16 protein-coding genes are annotated in these 20,715 nt (G+C 70.6%); 6 read left to right on the top strand and 10 right to left on the bottom strand.

The window, feature by feature from the left end:
- Positions 1-16 precede the first annotated feature (16 nt).
- On the bottom strand, positions 17-2,236 hold the full coding sequence (locus FHS08_RS10480; RefSeq protein ID WP_167038716.1) for an NADP-dependent isocitrate dehydrogenase: 2,220 nt from the start codon (positions 2,234-2,236) through the stop codon (positions 17-19).
- A 166-nt stretch (positions 2,237-2,402) separates the two neighbouring features.
- Between FHS08_RS10480 and FHS08_RS10475 the strand changes: the two genes are divergently transcribed.
- Positions 2,403-2,855, top strand: coding sequence for a GNAT family N-acetyltransferase (locus FHS08_RS10475; protein ID WP_167038714.1), 453 nt, complete (start codon positions 2,403-2,405; stop codon positions 2,853-2,855).
- 212 nt (positions 2,856-3,067) lie between these two features.
- On the opposite strand, the gene FHS08_RS10470 is transcribed toward FHS08_RS10475, so the two are convergent.
- The 6 genes from FHS08_RS10470 to FHS08_RS10445 all read right to left on the bottom strand — a co-directional run bounded on the left by FHS08_RS10470 (position 3,068) and on the right by FHS08_RS10445 (position 11,946).
- The gene (locus tag FHS08_RS10470; protein WP_167038712.1) at positions 3,068-4,882 is read right to left on the bottom strand and encodes an ABC transporter transmembrane domain-containing protein; all 1,815 of its coding nucleotides are present in this window, start codon (positions 4,880-4,882) and stop codon (positions 3,068-3,070) included.
- Positions 4,879-6,729, bottom strand: coding sequence for an ABC transporter ATP-binding protein (locus FHS08_RS10465; protein WP_167038710.1), 1,851 nt, complete (start codon positions 6,727-6,729; stop codon positions 4,879-4,881). Before FHS08_RS10465 ends, FHS08_RS10470 begins: the two co-directional genes overlap by 4 nt.
- A 290-nt stretch (positions 6,730-7,019) precedes the next feature.
- Entirely contained in the window at positions 7,020-7,985 is a 966-nt protein-coding gene (locus FHS08_RS10460; RefSeq protein ID WP_167038708.1) for a DNA-3-methyladenine glycosylase 2 family protein, read from the bottom strand.
- 163 nt (positions 7,986-8,148) lie between these two features.
- On the bottom strand, positions 8,149-9,756 hold the full coding sequence (gene purH / locus FHS08_RS10455) for a bifunctional phosphoribosylaminoimidazolecarboxamide formyltransferase/IMP cyclohydrolase (RefSeq protein ID WP_167038707.1): 1,608 nt from the start codon (positions 9,754-9,756) through the stop codon (positions 8,149-8,151).
- 29 nt (positions 9,757-9,785) lie between these two features.
- The gene (purN, locus tag FHS08_RS10450) at positions 9,786-10,382 is read right to left on the bottom strand and encodes a phosphoribosylglycinamide formyltransferase (protein ID WP_167038705.1); all 597 of its coding nucleotides are present in this window, start codon (positions 10,380-10,382) and stop codon (positions 9,786-9,788) included.
- A gap of 4 nt (positions 10,383-10,386) precedes the next feature.
- Positions 10,387-11,946 carry a cell division protein PerM gene (locus FHS08_RS10445; protein WP_243847273.1) on the bottom strand — a complete coding sequence of 520 codons (1,560 nt, stop codon included), beginning with the start codon at positions 11,944-11,946 and terminating at the stop codon, positions 10,387-10,389.
- Between the two features lie 120 nt (positions 11,947-12,066).
- Between FHS08_RS10445 and FHS08_RS10440 the strand changes: the two genes are divergently transcribed.
- On the top strand, positions 12,067-13,533 hold the full coding sequence (locus tag FHS08_RS10440; protein ID WP_167038703.1) for an NCS2 family permease: 1,467 nt from the start codon (positions 12,067-12,069) through the stop codon (positions 13,531-13,533).
- Positions 13,534-13,593: 60 nt separating this feature from the next.
- Here FHS08_RS10440 and FHS08_RS10435 read toward each other — a convergent pair whose 3' ends face one another.
- The 3 genes from FHS08_RS10435 to sucC all read right to left on the bottom strand — a co-directional run bounded on the left by FHS08_RS10435 (position 13,594) and on the right by sucC (position 16,262).
- Positions 13,594-14,034 carry a nitroreductase family deazaflavin-dependent oxidoreductase gene (locus FHS08_RS10435; protein ID WP_167038701.1) on the bottom strand — a complete coding sequence of 147 codons (441 nt, stop codon included), beginning with the start codon at positions 14,032-14,034 and terminating at the stop codon, positions 13,594-13,596.
- 134 nt (positions 14,035-14,168) lie between these two features.
- Positions 14,169-15,068, bottom strand: a complete 900-nt coding sequence (sucD, locus tag FHS08_RS10430; protein WP_167038699.1) for a succinate--CoA ligase subunit alpha — start codon at positions 15,066-15,068, stop codon at positions 14,169-14,171.
- 30 nt (positions 15,069-15,098) lie between these two features.
- Entirely contained in the window at positions 15,099-16,262 is a 1,164-nt protein-coding gene (sucC, locus tag FHS08_RS10425; protein WP_167038697.1) for an ADP-forming succinate--CoA ligase subunit beta, read from the bottom strand.
- A gap of 159 nt (positions 16,263-16,421) precedes the next feature.
- Here sucC and FHS08_RS10420 point away from each other — a divergent pair, with 159 nt between their 5' ends.
- The 4 genes from FHS08_RS10420 to FHS08_RS10405 all read left to right on the top strand — a co-directional run bounded on the left by FHS08_RS10420 (position 16,422) and on the right by FHS08_RS10405 (position 20,679).
- Entirely contained in the window at positions 16,422-17,105 is a 684-nt protein-coding gene (locus tag FHS08_RS10420; protein WP_167038695.1) for a TetR family transcriptional regulator, read from the top strand.
- A gap of 194 nt (positions 17,106-17,299) precedes the next feature.
- Entirely contained in the window at positions 17,300-17,884 is a 585-nt protein-coding gene (locus FHS08_RS10415; protein WP_167038693.1) for a TetR/AcrR family transcriptional regulator, read from the top strand.
- A gap of 60 nt (positions 17,885-17,944) precedes the next feature.
- The gene (locus tag FHS08_RS10410) at positions 17,945-19,381 is read left to right on the top strand and encodes an MFS transporter (RefSeq protein WP_167038691.1); all 1,437 of its coding nucleotides are present in this window, start codon (positions 17,945-17,947) and stop codon (positions 19,379-19,381) included.
- The gene (locus FHS08_RS10405; RefSeq protein ID WP_167038689.1) at positions 19,378-20,679 is read left to right on the top strand and encodes a metal-dependent hydrolase family protein; all 1,302 of its coding nucleotides are present in this window, start codon (positions 19,378-19,380) and stop codon (positions 20,677-20,679) included. Before FHS08_RS10410 ends, FHS08_RS10405 begins: the two co-directional genes overlap by 4 nt.
- Positions 20,680-20,715: the final 36 nt, after the last annotated feature.

Genomic DNA, 20,715 nt, shown 5'->3' with positions numbered 1-20,715 from the left:
GACGCGAGCGCCGGACTCAGCGCAGCGCGTCGATGATCTCGTTGAACGTCGCCGACGGACGCATGACCGCCTCCACGAGACCCGCATCCGGGCGGTAGTACCCGCCGATCCCGGCGGGCGAGCCCTGCACGGCGATCAGCTCGGCGACGATCTCCTGCTCATGGGCCGCGAGAGCCTCGGCGACCGGCGCGAAGACGGCGGCCAGCTCGGGGTCGCCCTCCTGCGTCGCGAGCTCCTGGGCCCAGTACAGCGCGAGGTAGAAGTGGCTGCCGCGGTTGTCGATCGTGCCGAGCGCGCGGCCCGGCGACTTGTCGTTCTCGAGGAACGTGCCGGTCGCGGCATCCAGCGTGTCGGCGAGCACCTGGGCCTTCCGGTTGCCCGTGAAGTCGGCGAAGTGCTCGAGCGAGGCCGCGAGCGCGAAGAACTCGCCGAGCGAGTCCCAACGCAGATAGTTCTCGGCGAGGAGCTGCTGCACGTGCTTGGGGGCCGATCCGCCCGCGCCCGTCTCGAAGAGGCCGCCGCCCGCGAGCAGCGGCACGATCGAGAGCATCTTGGCGCTCGTGCCGACCTCGAGGATCGGGAAGAGGTCGGTCAGATAGTCGCGCAGCACGTTGCCCGTGACGGAGATCGTGTCTTCGCCCTTGCGAAGGCGGTCGAGCGAGTACTGGGTCGCCGCCTCGGGCGCGAGGATCTCGATCGTGAGCCCCTCGGTGTCGTGGTCGGCGAGGTAGGTCGTGACCTTCTCGATGAGCGTCGCGTCGTGCGAGCGCGCGGCGTCGAGCCAGAACACGGCGGGCACGCCCGCCGCACGCGCACGCGTCACGGCGAGCTTGACCCAGTCGCGGATCGCGATGTCCTTCGTCTGCGTCGCGCGCCAGATGTCGCCCGGCTGGACGGCGTGCTCGAGGACGACGTCTCCGGCCTGGTTCACGACCTGCACGAGGCCGGCCGATGCGATCTCGAAGGTCTTGTCGTGGCTTCCGTACTCCTCCGCCGCCTGAGCCATGAGGCCCACGTTCGGCACGGTGCCGATCGTGGCGGGGTCGAGCGGGCCGTGCGCGATGACATCCTCGATGACGGTCTGGTAGACCCCCGCGTACGACGAGTCGGGGATGACCGCCAGCGTGTCGTCCTCGCCGCCGTCGACGCCCCACAGCTTGCCGCCGTTGCGGATGAGCGCCGGCATCGAGGCGTCGACGATGACGTCGGACGGGACGTGGAGGTTCGTGATGCCGCGATCCGAGTTCACGTACGACAGCCGGGGTCCGCGTGCGAGGTCGGCCCTGATCGCCGCCGCGATGTCGTCTCCGATATCGATGGAGGGCAGGCCCGCGAGGATCGCGCCGAGGCCGTCGTTGGGCGTGAGGCCCTCCTCGGCGATCTTGTCGCCGTAGCGGTCGAAGACGTCGGCGAAGTAGGCCTTCACGACGTGGCCGAAGATGACGGGGTCGCTGACCTTCATCATCGTGGCCTTGAGGTGCACCGAGTACAGCACGTCGTCGGCCGCGGCCTGCGCGAGCGTGTCGGCGAGGAACGCGTCCAGCGCCGCGGCCGAGAGGAACGTGCCGTCGACGATCTCGCCCGGGAGCACCTTCAGTCCCGTCTTGAGGGGAGTCACGGTGCCGTCGGCGGCGACGTGCTGGATCGTGAGGACGTCGTCGCCCGGCGACACGTAGGACTTCTCGTTCGACTTGAAGTCGTCGTGGCCGAGCGTCGCGACGCGCGTCTTCGACCCCGCCGCGAACGCCTTGTTGCGGTGCGGGTGCTTGCGCGCGTAGCTCTTGACGGACAGCGGGGCGCGCCGGTCGCTGTTGCCCTCGCGCAGCACGGGGTTGACGGCCGAGCCCTTGATGCGGTCGTAGCGCGCCCGCACGTCCTTCTCCTCGAGCGTCTCGGCCTCGTCGGGATAGTCGGGGATGTCGTACCCCTGCCCCTGCAGCTCGGCGATGGCGGCCTTCAGCTGCGGGATCGACGCCGAGATGTTGGGGAGCTTGATGATGTTCGCCTCGGGCAAGGTCGCGAGCCCGCCGAGCTCGGCGAGCGCGTCGCCCACCTGCTGCTCGGGTGTGAGCCTCTGCGGGAAGGCCGCGAGGATGCGGCCCGCGAGCGAGATGTCGCGCGTCTCGACCTCGATGCCGGCCTGCCCGGTGACGGCCTGCACGATCGGCAGGAACGAGGCGGTGGCGAGCGCAGGAGCCTCGTCCGTGTGGGTGTAGATGATGGTCGAGTCGGTCACCTGTCGTCTCCGTTCGGGTCGGCATCCACCCTAGCGCACGGAGGCGAAAAGTATCTTGACGTCGAGATACTTCGCGATGCGTGGGAGGAGCTGGGAAACGAAGAAGTAACCCGCACGGCATCCCCAGGACGTGCCCCGTGACACGGATTCCGGTTAGCCTGTGCCTATGGGTGAACTGAGACTCGTCGAACTGTCCGCCTCGACGATCGTGGCGGTCAACAATCTCTCGCTCAAGCCCGGCCAGGAGCAGTTCCTCGCACCCATCTCGTACGCCGTCGCCGGCACCGTCGCCAATCCCGCCACCGCGTGGCAGCGGGTCGTGCTCGACGACGACCAGGTCGTCGGCTTCGTGAGCGCCAACTTCGACGTCGACGCACCGCAGGACTATTTCCGCTCCGTGCTGTGGCGCATCAACGTCGATGCGGACGACCAGGGCCGCGGTGTCGGCCGGTTCGCGGTCGCGAAGCTGCTCGAGGAGGCGCGCGATCGCGGCATGGAGCACGTCGACGTCATCTACGAGGCGGGCGAGGGCGGCCCGCAGGCGTTCTTCGAGCGCGTCGGCTTCACTCCCGTCGGCGAGACCGAGTACGGTGAGGTCATCGCGGAGATCCGCCTCTAGCAAGCCTCCGCGGGCGCGCAGCACCACCTCTCCGGCCGCTCGGGCCGTCCAGATCCGGCGGCGGGGCTTCGGATTCCCCTCCCCCACCGAGGCCTCGTCGCCCTCAGGGCCCCACTCGGAGGAGTTGCGCGATCTGCCGCGCTCCCGAGCCCGGGACGACGGATGCCCCGGCCCCGCGGCGATCCGCGGTCCGGGGCATCCTGAGCCGATCGTCAGACGAGCGACTCGCGCCACGCCGCATGCAGCTGGGCGAACTTGCCCGTGCCGCCGATGAGCTCGTCGGGGGCGTCGTCTTCGATGATCTCGCCGTGCTCCATGACGAGCACGCGGTCGGCGATCGCGACCGTCGACAGCCGGTGCGCGATGATGATCGCCGTGCGGTCGGCGAGCAGCGTCTGCAGGGCGTCCTGGATCTGACGCTCGCTCGGGATGTCGAGCGAGGCCGTCGCCTCGTCGAGGATCAGCACGGCGGGATCGGCCAGGAACGCGCGCGCGAACGAGATGAGCTGCCGCTGTCCGGCCGACACGCGGCCGCCGCGCTTGTTGACGTCGGTCGCGTAGCCGTCCGGCAGCGCCTCGATGAAGGCATCCGCCCCCACCGCCCGCGCGGCGGACTTGATCTCGTCGAGCGTCGCGTCGGGCTTGCCGAGGGCGATGTTGTCGGCGACCGTCCCGCTGAACAGATAGGCCTCCTGCGTGACCATGACGATCGCGCGGCGCAGGTCCTTCGGGTGCAGCAGCCGCAGATCGACCCCGTCGAGCGACACCGAGCCCCTCGAGGGGTCGTAGAAGCGCGACACGAGCTTCGCGAGCGTCGACTTGCCCGCACCCGTCGTGCCGACGAGCGCGACGGTCTGACCCGCGGGGATGTCGAGCGAGAAGTGCGGCAGGATCGTGCGCCCCTCGGCGTACCCGAAGGTGACGTCGCGGAACTCGATGTGCCCGCGGGCCTTCCACAGGTCGACGGGGTCCCTCGGGTCGGGGACGCTCGGCTGCTCCTCGAGCACGCCCGACACCTTCTCGAGCGCGGCCGTCGCGGACTGGTACGAGTTCAGGAAGAACGCGACCTCCTGCAGCGGCGCGAAGAAGTTCCGGACGTAGAGCACGACGGCGAGCGTGCCGACGGCGATCGTGCCGTCGATGACGCGCCACCCTCCCCACAGCAGCACGAGCGCGACCGTCACGGACGCGACGGCCATGAGTCCGGGCTCGAAGGTTCCGAACAGCTTGATCGACCGCATGTTGACGTCGCGGTACTGGCTCGACAGCTCGCCGAACTCGTCGTCGTTGCGCTGCTCCTTGTTGAACGCCTTGACGGCGCGGATGCCCGTCATCGTCTCGACGAACTTGACGATGACCTTCGCGCTCACGACCCGCGACTCGCGGTACACGGCCTGCGACCGCGAGTAGAACCACCGCATGAGCAGGTAGAGCGGGAACCCCATGACGAGCAGGATGACGCCGGATTGCCAGTCCAGGAAGAACAGCGCGATGAGCGTGAACGCGCCGTAGAGGACGCCGGAGACGAGCTCGTTGAGCCCGCCGTCGAGCAGCTCGCGGATCGAGTCGAGGTCGCTCGTCTGCCGCGAGATGATGCGTCCGGACGTGTACGACTCGTGGAACTCGAGGCTCAGCCGCTGCGTGTGCAGGAAGATGCGCTTGCGGAGGTCGAGCATGACGGCCTGCGTGAGGCGCGCAGCGACGACGACGTACCACCCGATGAGGGCGGCGCCGCCGATCCCCGAGACGAGGAACACGACGACGACGCCGATCGTCGGCATCCAGTTCATCTCGTCCAGGACCGCGGGCAGCGCCGTGTTGATGCCGTACGCGATGAGCGCGGGCCCGAGCACGCGCAGCGCCGTCGAGACGACGAGCACGACGGCGGCGAGCACGAGCTGCCAGCGCAGCGGCGACACGAGCGAGCCGAGCAGCCGCAGCGAGCGCTGGCGGATCGCGCGGCTCTCGTCGCGCGTGTAGTCGGAGCGGTCTTCACCGCTCGTTCCCGTGACGGTCGCGGTGCTCACAGGGTCGCCTCCGGTTCCTGGTCGGAGCCGTACGGCTCGTATCGAAGTGCCCGCAGCCGGGCCTGCTCGATCTCGAGGCTCGAGATCACGTGGCGGTAGTGCTCGCTCTCGCGCAGCAGCTCGGAGTGCGTGCCGACCGCCGTGATGCGGCCCGCCTCGAGCAGCGCGACGCGGTCGGCGAGCGTGACGGTCGACGGCCGGTGAGCGACGACGAGCGCCGTCGTCTCGTGCAGCACCTCGCGCAGCGCATCCTCGACGAGGGCCTCCGTGTCGACGTCGAGCGCCGAGAGCGGGTCGTCGAGCACGAGCACGGCGGGTCGGGCAGCGACCGCCCGGGCGAGCGCGAGGCGCTGGCGCTGGCCGCCCGAGAGCGAAAGGCCCTCTTCGCCGATGATCGTGTCGACGCCGTCCGGGAGGTCGTCGACGAACCCCGCCTGCGCGACCTGCAGCGCCTCCCTCAGCACCGCCTCGGCCTCCGGGCTGCCCGGCTCGAGATCCTCTCGACCGAGCAGGACGTTGTCGCGGACGCTCTGCGAGAACAGCGTCGCGTCCTCGAACGCCATGCCGACGTGGCGGCGCAGCTCGTGCACCGTCAGGTCGCGCACGTCGACGCCGTCGAGCGTGACGCGGCCCTCCGTCACGTCGTACAGGCGCGACGGCAGGGTCGTGAGCGTCGTCTTGCCGGACCCCGTGAGGCCGACCAGCGCCATCGTCTCGCCCGGCCGCAGCACGAGGTCGATGCCGTCGAGCAGGTCGCGCTCTCGGGACGCGGCATCCTGATACCGGAAGTGGACGCCCTCGAACGCGAGCTCTCCGCGCGGCCGGTCGATCGAGACGGGCGCCGGCGGATCGACGATCGTGTTCTCCTCGTCGAAGACCTCGAAGATGCGGTCGGTCGCGGTCCGCGCGTCGAGGAGGAAGGAGAAGAGGAACCCGATCGACTCCATGGGCCACCGCAGCACCGTCGCCATCGCGAAGAACGCGAGCAGCCCGGGCACGTCGAACTGCCCGAGCTGCACGAGCACGATGCCGGCCGCGAGGCACAGCGCGAACGCGATGTCGGGCAGGATGACGAGCCAGAACCAGATCCAGCCGACCGCCCGCGCCTTGCTGAGCTCGGTCTCGCGCAGGCTCTCGGCCTGGCGCGTGAACTTCTGCAGCGCGTGCTTGCCGCGTCCGAAGGCCTTGAGGACCCGGATGCCGTGCACGCTCTCCTCGACGGAGGTCGCGAGGTCGCCCGCCTGGTCCTGGCTGCGGCGCGCGAGCGAGCCGTAGGTCTTCTCGAAGCGGTAGCCCGCGTACCAGAGCGGAAGCGAGACGATGAGGAACGTCGCGCCCAGGAGCCAGTGCCAGCGGAAGAGCAGCACCGACCCGATGGCGATCGTGATGACGTTGACGACGAGCAGGACGATGCCGAAGGCGAGCCAGCGCCGCAGCATGCTGATGTCCTGCATCATGCGCGACAGGAGCTGCCCGGACTGCCACCGGTCGTGGAATGAGACGGGAAGCCGCTGCAGGCGCGCGTAGAACCCGACGCGGAGGTCGTATTCGACCTTCGTCGCGGGGGCGAGCACGAACCAGCGCCGCGCCCACACCATGAGCGCTTCGAGAAGGCCCAGCACGAGGACCGCGACGGATCCCCAGATGAGCATCACGGGGTCGCGGGAGGTGATCGGCCCGGCGATGATCGACTCGAGCACGAGCGGGATCGCGAGCGCCAGGAGGCTCGCGACGAGCGCGCTGACGGCGCCCAGCGTGAGCCGGGGGATGACGGGTTTCGCTATCGGGAGCAGGCGCAGGAGGGCGCGCCCTGTGGACAGTGCTTCGGTGGAAGACGACGTGGTCATGGTCCTTGGGGGGTCGTGCGGATGCCGCTGCGGCGACAGTGTGGAAGGGGTGAGAGCGCGCGAACGTGCGCCGGCCGACGGGGAACCCTGCCGGGGAGAACGCGGGAGCGGGCGGGTCTATGCCGCCCGGGAGTGGCGTCCCGGGCTCATCCCTCGTGCGTCGTGCGTCCGCGTGCGACGAAGAGGGCGGCGGGCTTCGTGATGACGACGGCCTGGAACATGGCGACCTCCTCGGTGCAGGGACGGGGACGATGTCGGAGGTCGGCGGGGCGACGCGACAGCCCTCCAGCCTAAGCCTGAGAGTTCCCTGAACGCAACTCGGTCGCCGGGGAACCGCGCGTGCGTCCTGCCGCGCGCGGCGGAACCGCCCGCCACAGGTGCGCCGTGAGGTAACTGCGCCACGGCGCCGTGCGCACCGCCCACGCGGCGATCCCCCTCGGATCGGACGGGATGCCGACGGCCGCCGCTCCTGTTCGCACCGCGACATCGCCCGGGAGGAGCACGTCGGGATCCGGCAGCACGCGCATGCGCACGTAGTCGGCCGTCCACGGCCCGATCCCCGGCATCGCGAGGAGCGCGGCCCTCTGCGCCGCGGGATCGTCTCCCGGCGTCAGTGTCAGCGAGCCGTCGGCGAGCGCGGCGGCGGCGCCCGCGATCGCGCGGATGCGTGCGGCAGGCCCGCGCAGGACCTCGTGCGCGTGCTCGGCGATCGCCGTCATGGTCGGGAAGAGCCGGTCGACGCCGTCGAACCCCGCGACGCGATCTCCCAGGGCGTCGGCGAGCGTCGTCAGGGCCTTACGCGCGGCCGCGACCGTGATCTGCTGCCCGATCATGGCCCGGATGAGCATCTCGTGCGGATCTGCAGCGCCGGGGACCCGGATCCCCGGGAACGCCGCGACCCTCGGGACGAGCTCGGGATGCTGCGACAGCGCCTCGTCGACGATGCGGGGGTCGGCATCCAGGTCGAAGAGGCGACGCGCTCGCGCGACGAGCTCGGGCACGTCGCGGGCGGCTGTCAGCCGGCCCCGCAGCTGCACGCGCCTCGAGTCGTCGACGCTCAGCGAGAACCAGGCGGGGCCGCCGTCGAGACGCAGCGTGCGCGCGAAGGATGCCGGCCCCGCGGTCTCGACGCCCGGCAGCGCGCGGGCGCTCATCCACGCGAACAGTCCCGCCGTGTCGAGGGGCTGGGCGTGCGGCAGGACGAGGTCGACGGACGCGCCGCGCCCCGCGTCGCGGGTCGTCTCGGGGCGGGGCACGCTCCCAGCCTGTCACGGGGCACCGACGTGCGTGCGAGCGCCGCCGTCCGGCCGAGGCGGCGCGAACGCCGCGCCGCGGCCGGTGCCGCGCCGCGGTCGGTGCGGGCGTGCTCGGTGCGAGGGCCGCGATCGGTGCGGGGACGCGGCATCCCTCGCGTCCTCGTCAGTGGAAGAAGTGGCGCTCCCCCGTGAAGAACATCGTGACGCCCGCGGCCTGCGCCGCCTCGATGACCTCGGCGTCGCGCACGGAGCCCCCCGGCTGCACGATGGCCGTGATGCCGGCGTCGAGCAGCACCTGCGGCCCGTCGGCGAACGGGAAGAACGCGTCGGATGCCGCGACCGACCCTGCGGCCCGGTCTCCCGCGCGCTCCACTGCGAGCCGGCACGAGTCGACGCGGTTGACCTGGCCCATGCCGATGCCGACCGTCGCCGACCCCTTCGCCAGGACGATCGCGTTGGACTTGACGGCGCGGCACGCCTTCCACGCGAAGATGAGGTTCGTCATCTCCGCGTCGCTCGGACGCTCGCCCGTCACGAGCTGCCAGTCCTTCGCGGCGGCGCCGATCTCGGCGGGGAAGCGGTCCGCGTCCTGAAGCAGCAGACCTCCCGAGACGAGCCGGACGTCCATCGGCTCCTGCTGCCAGTCGGCGGGCAGCTCCAGGACGCGCAGGTTCTTCTTGAGCTTGAAGACCTCGAGCGCCTCCGGCTCGAAGTCGGGCGCGACGATCACCTCGGTGAAGATGTCGCGCAGGTTCTCCGCCATCTTCAGCGTGACCGTGCGGTTCGCGGCGATGACGCCGCCGAACGCCGACACGGGGTCGCACTCGTGCGCACGCAGGTGCGCACTCGCGATCGGATCGAGCGCGTTGGGCGCCGTGACCGCGATGCCGCACGGATTCGCGTGCTTGATGATCGCGACGGCCGGCAGCACCATGTCGAACGCGGCGCGCAGCGCGGCATCCGCGTCGACGTAGTTGTTGTACGACATCTCCTTGCCCTGCAGCTGCGTGGCCTGCGCGATGCCGTGGCCGCCCGTGCGCGTGTAGATCGCGGCGCGCTGGTGCGAGTTCTCGCCGTAGCGCAGCGTCGAGAGGCGCTCGGCCTTGATCGTGAGGTGCTGCGGAAGATCCTGGTCCTCCGCGAGCGTGCCGTCGGCGAACCACGTCGCGACCGCGCGGTCGTACTGCGCCGTGTGCGTGAAGGCGCGCGCCGCGAGCTCGCGGCGCTGCGCGACCGTCGTGCCGCCGGCGCCGAGCGCGTCGATGACGGCGGGGTACGAGTCGGGCGAGACGACGATCGCGACGTTCGCGAAGTTCTTCGCCGACGCGCGCACCATGGCGGGGCCGCCGATGTCGATCTGCTCGACGACGTCGTCGGCCGCGGCGCCCGAGGCGACCGTCTCGACGAAGGGGTATAGGTTCACGACGACGAGCTCGAACGGAGCGATGTGCAGGTCGGCGAGCTGGCGCTCGTGATCCTCCAGTCGCAGGTCGGCGAGGAGGCCCGCGTGCACGCCGGGGTGCAGCGTCTTGACGCGGCCGTCGAGCGACTCGGGGAAGCCCGTCACGTCGGCGACGTCGATGACGTCGATGCCGGCGTCGCGGATGAGCGCCGCCGACCCGCCCGTCGAGACGATCTCGACTCCGGCGGCGGCGAGGGCCTGCGCGAGGCGGAGCAGGTCTGTCTTGTCGCTGACGGAGACGAGGGCGCGCCGGATCGGCACGACATCGCGGTCGCGGTACAGGGACGGGTCGTGGCTCGGGCCGGCCATGGGAGGGCTCCTCGGGTTCGGGGCGGAGGTCAGGGTGCCGCGGATGCCGCGGCGAGATCGAGCTCGCCGGTCGCGATCCTGCGCACGACGTCGATGAGAAGACGGCGCTCGACGGGCTTGATGCGCTCGTGCAGGGAGTGCTCGTCGTCGCCGGGGAGCACCGGGACGCGCTCCTGCGCGAGGATCGGGCCCGTGTCGACGCCGTTGTCGACGATGATGACGCTCGCCCCCGTCTGCGCGACGCCTGCGGCGAGCGCGTCGCGGACGCCGTGGGCGCCCGGGAACTCGGGGAGGTAGGCGGGGTGCGTGTTGACGATGCGCGGGGTCCAGGCGTCGACGACGTCGACGGGGAGCAGCCGCATGAGCCCGCTCAGGACGACGAGGTCCGGGCGCCACACGTCGAGCTGCGCCGCGAGCTCCTCGCCCCACTCCTCCCGCGTCGGGTAGTGCGCATACGGCACGGTGAAGCTCGGGATGCCGAAGTCCTCCGCGTGCGCGAGACCGTCGGCCTCGCGGTCTGCGCCGACGACGACGACACGCGCGGGGAAGTCCGGATCGGCCGCCGCATCGAGCAGAGCCCTCAGATTCGACCCCGTGCCGGAGATGAGGACGGCGACCGTGAGCACGCGCCTAGTCTACCGGCGGGTCCTGGGCGTCCGCGGGCAGCACGACGGGGGCGGTGTCGGCATCCGGCTCCGCCGTGGGGACGGCGGAGTGCCGCGGGACGCGCGGCACGGGCGGGAGGGGAGGCGGGGGGGTGCGGATGCCGGAGGTCGCGGCATCCGCAGCCCCCACCGCAGGCTGCACGGCCGCGGCCGCGTCGGCACGCTCGGCCGCCGCACGCGGGGCGGCGGGCTCCGCGGCCGGGGAGGTCTCCGCGCCGCCGGGCTCCACGCCCCGGACGGCCGCCGGCTCGGTCGGTCCGGGAGGGGAGAGCGGGGACGCGTCGACCGGGGCATCCGCGCTCCGCAGGTTCGCCCGCGCAGCCCGATGCGGAGACAGGAGCAGGATCGCCGCGCCCACGATGACCTCGACGCCGACGGCGAGGGCGACGGGTCCCGGCTGCGGCCCCGCCTCGCTCAGGCGCCCCGGCCCCATCGAGCCGGACGCGACGACCGCGAGCAGCGCTGCCCCGGCCGCCGAGACCACCGCGATCCCGGCCGCGATGGCCGCGCGCGCGAGGGCGGGCTCGTGGTCGCGCGGCTCGGTCGCGACGAGCCGGGAGCGCGCGATCCACCCCGCGAACGCGCCGAGCGCGACGGGGACCAGCGCGACCAGGAGCAGCCACGTCGACGTCGACTCCGGCAGCGCACCGAGCACGGGGATGCCCGGGACGACGCCGAGCTGCGTCCCCGACGGCGAGACCGACGTGCCGACGCCGACGGCGAACCCCGGGCCGGCGACGAACGACATGCCCCACACGACGAGCGTCGGCAGGTACGCGAGCTGGCCGAGCGCGACGACGACGATGCCGACGAGGTCGACGTTGCCGGCTTCGAAGAGCGCGATGACGTCGTCGCCGCCCGCGACGGCCGCGATCGCGACGACGAGGGCTCCCGCGCCGACGAGACCGCCGAGCACGACCCCCGCGCCGCGCACGACGAGAGCAGGCGCCGCGCCCCAGCCGCGCGGTGCGACCTCGACACGGTCGCGGACGCGCGCGACGATCCCCGCCCCCGCTTCGCGCCACTCCGTCACGACGGCGCCGACGACGGCGGGTACGGCGAAGACGACCACCGGCAGCAGCACCGCCTGCCACAGGAAGACGGCCGCGAGCCCGTTGCGCGCCGTCACTGCGACGAGCGCGGCGAGCACCCCGAACACGACGGTGCCGACGACGACGCCCGTGATCCACGCGTCTGCACGCGAGGCCCGCGCGCCCGAGCGGGCGGCGAAGATGGCCGTGAAGCCTGCGAACGCGAGAGGTGCCAGCGAGAGGACGAAGGATGCCGCGTCCTGCGCGATCCCCGTCGCGGCAAGGTATTCGGGCGGCAGGGCGATGTGCAGCGGCACGAGGTGACCGAGCTGCCACACGCTCGCGGACGCGGGCCACAGCAGGCTCCACGGCGCCGCTCCCCCGAACCCGAAGATCCACAGCAGTGTGAGCGGTGCGAGAGTCGCGGCGACGCCGACGGCCGCCGCGATGACGGCGTCGAACGCGGCGAGGAAGGCGACGATGAGGCGATGCATGCCCTGTCGACCCTACCGACGCAGCCGTCGGCATCCGTTCGGGCACGCCCGCGCGCGGGCCCCGCGAGATTCCTGAGTGAACGCTGAGAGCGTGCGATAACGTCGAGGTCGGAGGTTCCCATGGCAACTGCACCGTCATCCGCGCCCGAGACCGCAGCAGCGCCGCGCAGCGGGCTGGACCGCTTCTTCGAGATCACGCGGCGCGGCTCCACCATCGGGGCGGAGGTGCGCGGCGGCGTCGTGACCTTCATCACGATGGCGTACATCGTCATCCTGAACCCCATCATCCTGTCGGGCGGCACGGATGTCGAAGGCGGAAACCTCGCGTTCCCGCAGGTCGCCGCCGTCACGGCGCTCACGGCGGGCGTCATGACGATCCTGTTCGGGCTCGTGACGCGACTGCCGTTCGCGTTCGCCGCGGGGCTGGGCATCAACTCGTTCCTCGCCGTCTCGGTCGTGGGCCAGGTGACATGGCCCGAGGCGATGGGCCTCGTCGTCATCAACGGGCTGCTGATCGTGCTGCTGGCGGCGACGGGCCTTCGGCGCCTCATCTTCGATGCGGTTCCGCTCGAGTTGAAGACGGCGATCACGGTAGGCATCGGCCTGTTCATCGCCTTCATCGGCTTCGTCGACGCGGGCTTCGTCACCTCGACGGGGGCGAGCTCGCCTCCCGTCGGGCTCGGCGAGGGGGGATCGATCGCGACCGTCCCGACGCTCCTGTTCGTGCTGACGCTCTTGCTGTGCGGCGTCCTCATGGCGCTGCGCGTCAAGGGCGGCCTTCTCATCGGCCTCGTCACGGGCACCGTCGTCGCGATCGTCGTCGAGGCGACCTGGCACATCGGCCCGAAGTTCGCCGACGACGGCTCCGTCAACCCCGGGGGCTGGGGGCTCACGGTCCCGTCGCTGCCGAGCCAATGGGTGAGCCTGCCCGACCTGGGCCTGGTCGGGCGGTTCGACCTCTTCGGGGCGTTCCCCCGCATCGGCGCGCTCGCAGCCGTCATGCTCGTGTTCACGCTGCTGTTCACCAACTTCTTCGACGCGATGGGCACACTGACAGGTCTCTCGCGCGAGGCCGGACTGTCGAACGAGAAGGGCGACTTCCCCCGTCTGAGGTCGGCGCTCATCGTCGAGGGTGTCGGCGCCGTCGCGGGAGGCGCGACCTCGTCGTCGTCGAACACGGTCTTCATCGAGTCGGCGTCGGGCATCGGCGAGGGCGCGCGCACGGGACTGGCGAACCTCGTGACGGGGGTGCTGTTCCTCCTGGCGATGTTCCTCACGCCGCTGACGTCCATCGTCCCGTCCGAGATCGCGGCAGCCGCCCTCGTCACCGTCGGTGCGCTCATGATGTCGCAGATCCGCCACATCGACCTGAGCGAGCTGTCGGCCCTCATCCCGGTCTTCCTCACCGTGACGGTCATGCCGCTCACCTACTCGATCGCGAACGGCATCGGCGCGGGCTTCATCAGCTGGGTCGTCATCCGCTCGCTCTCGGGCAAGGGCAGGCGGATCAGCCCGCTCCTGTGGGTCGTCGCGGCCGGCTTCGTGGTCTACTTCGCCCGCGGTCCGATCGAGCAGCTCCTGGGGTGACTCCCGCCTGTCTTCGCGAGAGGGGGATGCCTCGGCCCGAGGCGATCCGCCTCTCGCCGATCAGGACTCGACGGGGTCGAGCACGAAGACGGCGATGAGTCGATCGGTCTTCTTCTGGTAGTTCTCGTAGTCGGGCCACGCCTCGACCGCGCGCGCCCACCACTGGGCGCGCTCGTCTCCGGAGGCCTCCCGTGCGAGGTAGTCGCGCTTGTCTGCGCCGTCCTGCAGCTCGACATGCGGCGATCTGCGGATGTTCGCGGCCCACCTCGGCTCGTCAGGGGACCCGCCCTTCGACGCGACGACGGCGTAGCTGCCGTCGTGCTCGACGCGCATGAGCGCCGTCTTGCGCAGAGCGCCGGTCGACGCGCCCACCGTCGTCAGGACGATGATGGGCTTTCCGCGCAGCGTGTTCGCCTCGGCGCCTTCGGTCTCCTCGAAGCGCTCGGCCTGCTCCCTCGCCCACGGCGACGTGCTCGGCTTGTACTGTCCGGTCAGCGGCATCTGCCCACACTATCCCCGCATCCGGCGGGAGGGCGCAACCGTCACGCGAGGAAGCCCGGAGGGGGTCTGCTGCGCGCCGGGACACGAAGAGGGGTGGGATGCCGCGGCATCCCACCCCTTCAGTGAAGCGTTCGCTACAGCGTCTCGATGATCGCACGCATGAGGTCGGCGGTCTCGGACGGCGTCTTGCCGACCTTCACGCCGGCGGCCTCGAGGGCCTCCTTCTTCGCCTGCGCCGTGCCGGCCGAGCCCGACACGATCGCGCCGGCGTGGCCCATCGTCTTGCCCTCGGGGGCGGTGAAGCCTGCGACGTAGCCGACGACGGGCTTGGTGACGTTGGCCTTGATGAAGTCGGCCGCGCGCTCCTCGGCGTCGCCGCCGATCTCGCCGATCATGACGATCGCCTTCGTCTCGGGGTCGGCCTCGAACGCGGCGAGCGCGTCGATGTGCGTCGTGCCGATGATGGGGTCGCCGCCGATGCCGATCGCGGTCGAGAAGCCGAGGTCGCGCAGCTCGTACATCATCTGGTACGTCAGCGTGCCCGACTTCGACACGAGGCCGATGGGGCCCTTGCCCGTGATGTTGGCGGGCGTGATGCCGACGAGCGACTCATCGGGCGTGATGATGCCGGGGCAGTTCGGGCCGATGATGCGCGTCGTGCCCTTCGCCTTCGCGTACGCCCACGCCTCGGCCGTGTCGCCGACCGGCACGCCTTCCGTGATGACGACGAGCAGCGGGATCCCGGCATCGATCGCCTCGATCATCGCGGCCTTCGTGAACGCGGCCGGGACGAATGCGATCGAGACGTCGGCGCCCGTCTTCTCGATCGCCTCGGCGACCGAGCCGAAGACGGGCAGCTCGATGTCGGCGCCCGCGGCGTCCTTGTGCAGCACCGTCGTGCCGGCCTTGCGCGCGTTGACGCCGCCCACGACCTGCGTGCCCGCCTTCAGCATGAGCGCCGTGTGCTTCGTGCCCTCGCCGCCGGTGATGCCCTGGACGATGACCTTGGAGTCCTTGTTGAGGAAGATCGACATGTTCTCTAGTCCTTTTCCGAAGTCTCAGTCTCAGGCGTTGGCGAGCTCGGCGGCCTTGTGGGCGCCCTCGTCCATCGTCGCTGCGAGCGTCACAAGCGGGTGGTCGGCATCGCGGAGGATCTTCCGACCCTCCTCGACACGGTTGCCGTCGAGGCGGACGACGAGCGGCTTCGACGCCGTCGGGCCCAGCTCGGCGAGCGCGCCGACGATGCCCTTCGCGACGGCGTCGCACGCCGTGATGCCGCCGAACACGTTCACGAACACCGACTTGACCTGCGGATCGCCGAGGATGACGTCGAGTCCCGCGGCCATGACCTCCGCCGAGGCGCCGCCGCCGATGTCGAGGAAGTTGGCGGGCTTGACGCCGCCGTGGCTCTCGCCCGCGTACGCGACGACGTCGAGCGTCGACATGACCAGACCCGCGCCGTTGCCGATGATGCCGACCTCGCCGTCGAGCTTGACGTAGTTGAGGTCGTTCGCCTTGGCCTTCGCCTCGAGGGGGTCGGCCGCGGCCTTGTCCTCGAGGAGCGCGTGCGACGCGTGGCGGAACTCGGCGTTCTCGTCGAGCGTCACCTTGCCGTCGAGGGCGATGATCTCGCCGTCCTCCGACTGGATGAGGGGGTTGACCTCGACGAGCGTCGCGTCCTCGCCCTTGTAGACCTTGAACAGCTTGACGAAGACGTCGGCCACTTTGGGGGCGAGCTCGTCGTCGAAGTTCGCGGCCTTCGCGATCTCGAGCGCCTTCGCCTCGTCGATGCCGACGAGCGGGTCGACCTCGACGCGTGCGAGAGCCTCGGGCTTCTCGACGGCCAGCTGCTCGATCTCCATGCCGCCCTCGACGCTCGCGAGCGACAGGTAGGAGCGGTTGGCTCGGTCGAGCAGGACCGAGAAGTAGAACTCCTTCGCGATGCGGGCGCCGCCGGCGACCATGACGCGCTTGACGACGTGGCCCTTGATGTCGAGGCCGAGGATGGCCTTCGCCGCCTCGTACGCCTCGTCGGGGTTCTTCGCGACCTTGACGCCGCCCGCCTTGCCGCGGCCGCCCGTCTTGACCTGCGCCTTGACGACGACGACGCCGCCGAGCTTCTCCGCGGCCGCCTTCGCCTCCTCGGGCGTGTCCGCGACGATGCCCGGGAGCACCGGCACCTCGTACTTCTCGAACAGATCGCGTGCCTGGTACTCGTAAAGATCCACGTTGCATTCCTTCGCTGGGGCGACGGTGGGTGGGACGACTCGGGGAACCCGATGTCTTGATGTCGAGAGAGTTTCGACCAATCCCCCAGCCTACTACCGCATTCTGGGACGCCTGTACGCACCCCCTTCTTACGGAGGTGGTGCCACTATGCTCTGGCCATGAGCGACGCCGCGACCGCCCCCGTCTCGCCCTCCGCCGCGCGCAGCGCGGTCGTCGCCGCCGCGATCGAGCTGTTCGCGAAGCAGGGTTTCGATCAGACCTCCGTCGAGCAGATCGCTCGTGCCGCCGGCGTCTCGCGCTCGACGTTCTTCCGCCAGTTCGGCGGCAAGGAGGACGTCGTCTTCGCCGACCACGAGCTGCTTCTCGACCAGCTGCGCGCGTATCTCGCGACGCCTCACGAGAATCCGTGGGTCGCCGTGTGCGAGGCATCCGTCCGGGTATTCACGCACTTCACGAAGGATGCCGAGCTCGCCCGTCGCCGCTACAGCGTCGTGCGTCAGGTGCCTGCGCTGCGCGACCGCGAGATCGTGACCGTCTTCCGCTACGAGCGGCTGTTCGACGAGTACCTGCGCCAGGCGCTCCCGGGGCTGGACCCGCTCGACGCCGTCGGCTTCTCGGCGCTCGTGACGGCCGTGCACAATCACGTGCTGCGCCGGCTCCTGCGCGGGCCGCGGCGCGTCCCGGTCGCCGAGCTGCGCCGCGCGCTCGACGACGTGTTGCGCCGCTTCGGCGTGCACCCCGACGGCGTCGAGTCCGCTCCCGATGACATGGCGATCGCGGTCTTCCCGCGGCGGATGCCGATCGCCGAGGTGGCCCGGCGGCTCAAGAGCGAATTGGGCTGAGCACCGCCGTCGGCGAGCCGCGCGCCCCGTGCGGCGCGGCGCATCCGCAGCGCGCCGGTCCGCGCCGCCTGTGCAGTCTTCCCTGCCTGCCCGCACGTCTCACGCTTCCTGCGAGGACTGGTAGTCACGTTACGGTCATGTAAAAACGCTCCGTATCGTTTCGTATACCGGCGACGCGACCATACGCTCTCCTCATGTCAGCACCCCTCTCGGCGCCCCGCGGACGCCCACAAGATGAAGAGCTCACCGGGCAGATCCTCGATGCCGCTCTCGTCGAGCTGATGGAGCACGGCTACGCGAACATCCGCATCGAGCGGATCGCGGCGGCCGTCGGATGCGGCAAAACCGCGATCTACCGACGCTGGCCCGATCGCGGCACGCTCGTCGCCGCCGCGATGAACCGGGCGACCGTGATCGGCGACATCCCCGACACCGGATCGGTGGTCGGCGACCTCGTCACGCACGGCCTGCGCAACGCCGAGAACCAGGGCGCCCTCGCAGGCAACAGCAACCCCTACTCGGCGACCGTGTCTCCGGACGTGCGCGTGCACCTCTGGAGGGACGGATTCCTCGCCGCGCGACGGGAGATGGGCCGCGCGATCATCGCGCGGGCCATCGGACGGGACGAACTCCCTCCGGACGTGGACGCCGACGCCATCCTCGACGCCCTCGCCGGCTTCGTCCTCTACCGGAGCACACTCCGGCCCTCACGCACCACCGAGGTCGACCTGCGAGGTCTCGTGATCGCCCTCACCACGGCACCGCCCCGCATTTCCTGAACCACCCCTCCCCGTTCCCTACCCGGACCGCCTCGCGATCCGTCCGAAGAAAGACCATCCATGTCAGAGACACTCACGGCGCCTATTCGCGTCAAGGTCGGCGCCGTCGTCGGCTTCCTCGTCTTCGTCGAGCTGACCAGCGGCTTCCTCCAGGGCTACTATCTGCCTCTCATCGCCGCGATCGCCCACCAACTGTCGGTCACCGACGCCGACATCACCTGGTTCGCGACGCTGCAGACCCTCGCCGCTGGCGTGAGCGTGCCGATCCTCGCGAAGCTCGGCGACATCTTCGGGCATCGCCGTATGCTGCGCATCGCGATCGTCGTCGTGCTCGTGGGGACGCTTCTGGTCGCGCTCGCACCGAGCTTCCCGCTCGTGCTCGTCGGGCGCGTGCTGACGGGACCGCTCGCCGTGTGGCTGCCGTTGGAGATCGCCCTCGTGCACAACCGCATCAAGGGCGAGACGGCGCGCAAGGCGATCGGGATGCTCGTCTCGGCCCTCACGATCGGGGTGCTCATCGGCGGCCTGACCGCCGGCGTGCTCGGCACCGCCATCCCGAGCCTGCTCGTCGTGCTCCTGGTGCCGGCGATCATCGTCGCGATCTGCCTCGTCATCGTGTTCACTCTGGTGCCGGAGTCGACCATCCGCTCCAACCCGCGCATCGACGGCGTCGGGTTCACCCTCCTCGCCGTGTTCATGCTCGCTCTGCTGTTCGGGCTGAGAATCGCACAGACGTCGGGCTTCGGCAACGGTGGCACGATCTCGCTGCTCGTCGGCGCCGCAGCGCTGCTGGTCGCCTTCGTGGTCTGGGAGCTGCGCCACTCCGCACCGGCCATCAACATCCGCCTCATCGCCTCGCGCGCACTGTGGCCCGTGTACGTCACCTCGTTCCTGTTCGGCATGGTGCTCTTCGGGACGCAGACCCTGATCACGACGTTCCTTGCCGCCGACCCGGCGAAGGTGGGCTACGGCTTCGCATTCGCCCCAGGCATCCTCAGCCTGTTCACGGCGGGCACGGCTCTGCTCGCAGCGATCGGCGCATCCACGTTCGCGTACCTCGCGAAGCCGCTCGGGCTGCGTGGCGTGCTCTTCCTCGGTGTGGCACTGAACGTTGCAGGCAATCTCGCGCTCGCCGTCTTCTCGTCGGCGCTGCCGATCGTGGTCATCGCGTTCATCGTGAGCGGCCTGGGCGCGGGTCTCCTGCTGGGCGCGCTCCCCGCGCTGATCGCCGAGGTCGCCCCGGCCGACGAGACCGGGATCGCAGCCGGGGTCTACAACTCCCTTCGCACGCTCGGCGGCGCGGTGGCTGGTGCCACCTTCGGAGTCGTGCTCGCCGCCTTCGTCCTCCCAGATACGGCTGCGGCGGGCATCGGCGGGTACGTCACGGTCTGGCTCATCTGCGCCGTCTGCTTCGCGCTCGCCTTCGTCGCGCTGCTCTTCCAGCGGACGCAGCACGTATCCGCAGCCGAGCCCGTGGCTGTCGGAGCGAATGCATGACAGCGCGACTGCCGCTGACCCCTGCCGCGGTCGACCGCATCCGCCTCGTCGGTGCCCGTCTCATCGACGGCACCGGCGGGGCGCCGGTCGACGACGCGGAGATCGTCGTCGCGGGCGACCGGATCGCCTGGGCCGGGCCTCGGCGCGGTGACGTCGCGGAGGAGCGCGACACACGCATCGTGGACCTTCGCGGCGCGACGGTGCTGCCAGGCTTCTTCGACACACACGTTCATCTCGCGCTCGACCTTGAGGCGGATCCGCGCCAGACCCTCGCGCAGTTCCCCAGTGAACGCGCCCTCGATGCTGCTGCCACGATGCGCAAGACGCTCATGGCAGGGATCACCACGGCACGCGATCTGTCTGGGCTGGATGCCGGCTACCGCGCCGCCGTGGCCGCGGGGACGATCCTCGGTCCCCGTCTGCATCTCGCGATCCAGGCACTCTCGCCGACTGGCGGGCATACCGACTTCCGTCTCCCGAACGGAGCGTCGGTCCATCCTGGCCCAGAGCCCGAGATCAGCCCGATCATCGACTCCGACGACGACGTGCGGCGCGCCGTGCGCGCTCTCGTGCGCTCCGGCGCGGACGTCGTCAAGGTGTGCACGACGGGCGGCGTCTCCAGCCCGTCCGACTCGCCGCACGATCTCGGTGTGCCCGAACGACACGTGCGCCTCATCGTCGAGGAGACCGCTCGCAGGCAAGGACAACCGGTCGCAGCTCATGCGCAGGGCGCAGCCGGGATCAAGGAGGCGATCCGCGGAGGCGTCGCCAGCGTGGAGCACGGCTACGAGATCGACGACGAAGGCATCGACCTCATGCTCGAGCACGGCACTGTCCTCGTGCCCACGCTCAGCTCAGCGCTCCGCGTGCCCGATCCCGCCCGTGTTCCCGGCTACCTCTACGAGAAGAAGGTCCGCTGGTCTCAGATCGCGCGTGAGCACGTCGCGCGGGCGATCCAGTCGGGGGTCACCGTCGCGCTGGGCACGGATGCCGCCGTCTGCCCGCACGGACGCAACCTCCTCGAGCTCGGTCACCTCGTCGACCTCGGCCTGTCGCCGATGGCCGCCATCCAGGCCGGCACGATCAACGCGGCGCGCCTGCTTCGTCTCGACGAGCACCTCGGCACCGTCGAGGCCGGCAAGCTGGCCGACCTCGTCATCACCGCCGTCGACCCGCTCGCCGGCATCCACGCGCTGGCGGACCCCGTCTCCATCGATGCGATCGTGCAGGGCGGTCGTGTCGTGAAGGACGCGCTCCGCCGCTTCCCGGGCGGCGTCGCCACCACCTCGCTCGGATAGCCAATCCTCTGGCGCTGTGCGCCGATCTCCTCCACG

Origin of the sequence: Microbacterium ulmi, assembly GCF_011759705.1 — a bacterium.
GTDB lineage: Bacteria > Actinomycetota > Actinomycetes > Actinomycetales > Microbacteriaceae > Microbacterium > Microbacterium ulmi.
The sequence above is the reverse complement of the archived record's forward strand: the minus strand, read 5'-3'. Positions and strand labels throughout refer to the sequence as shown.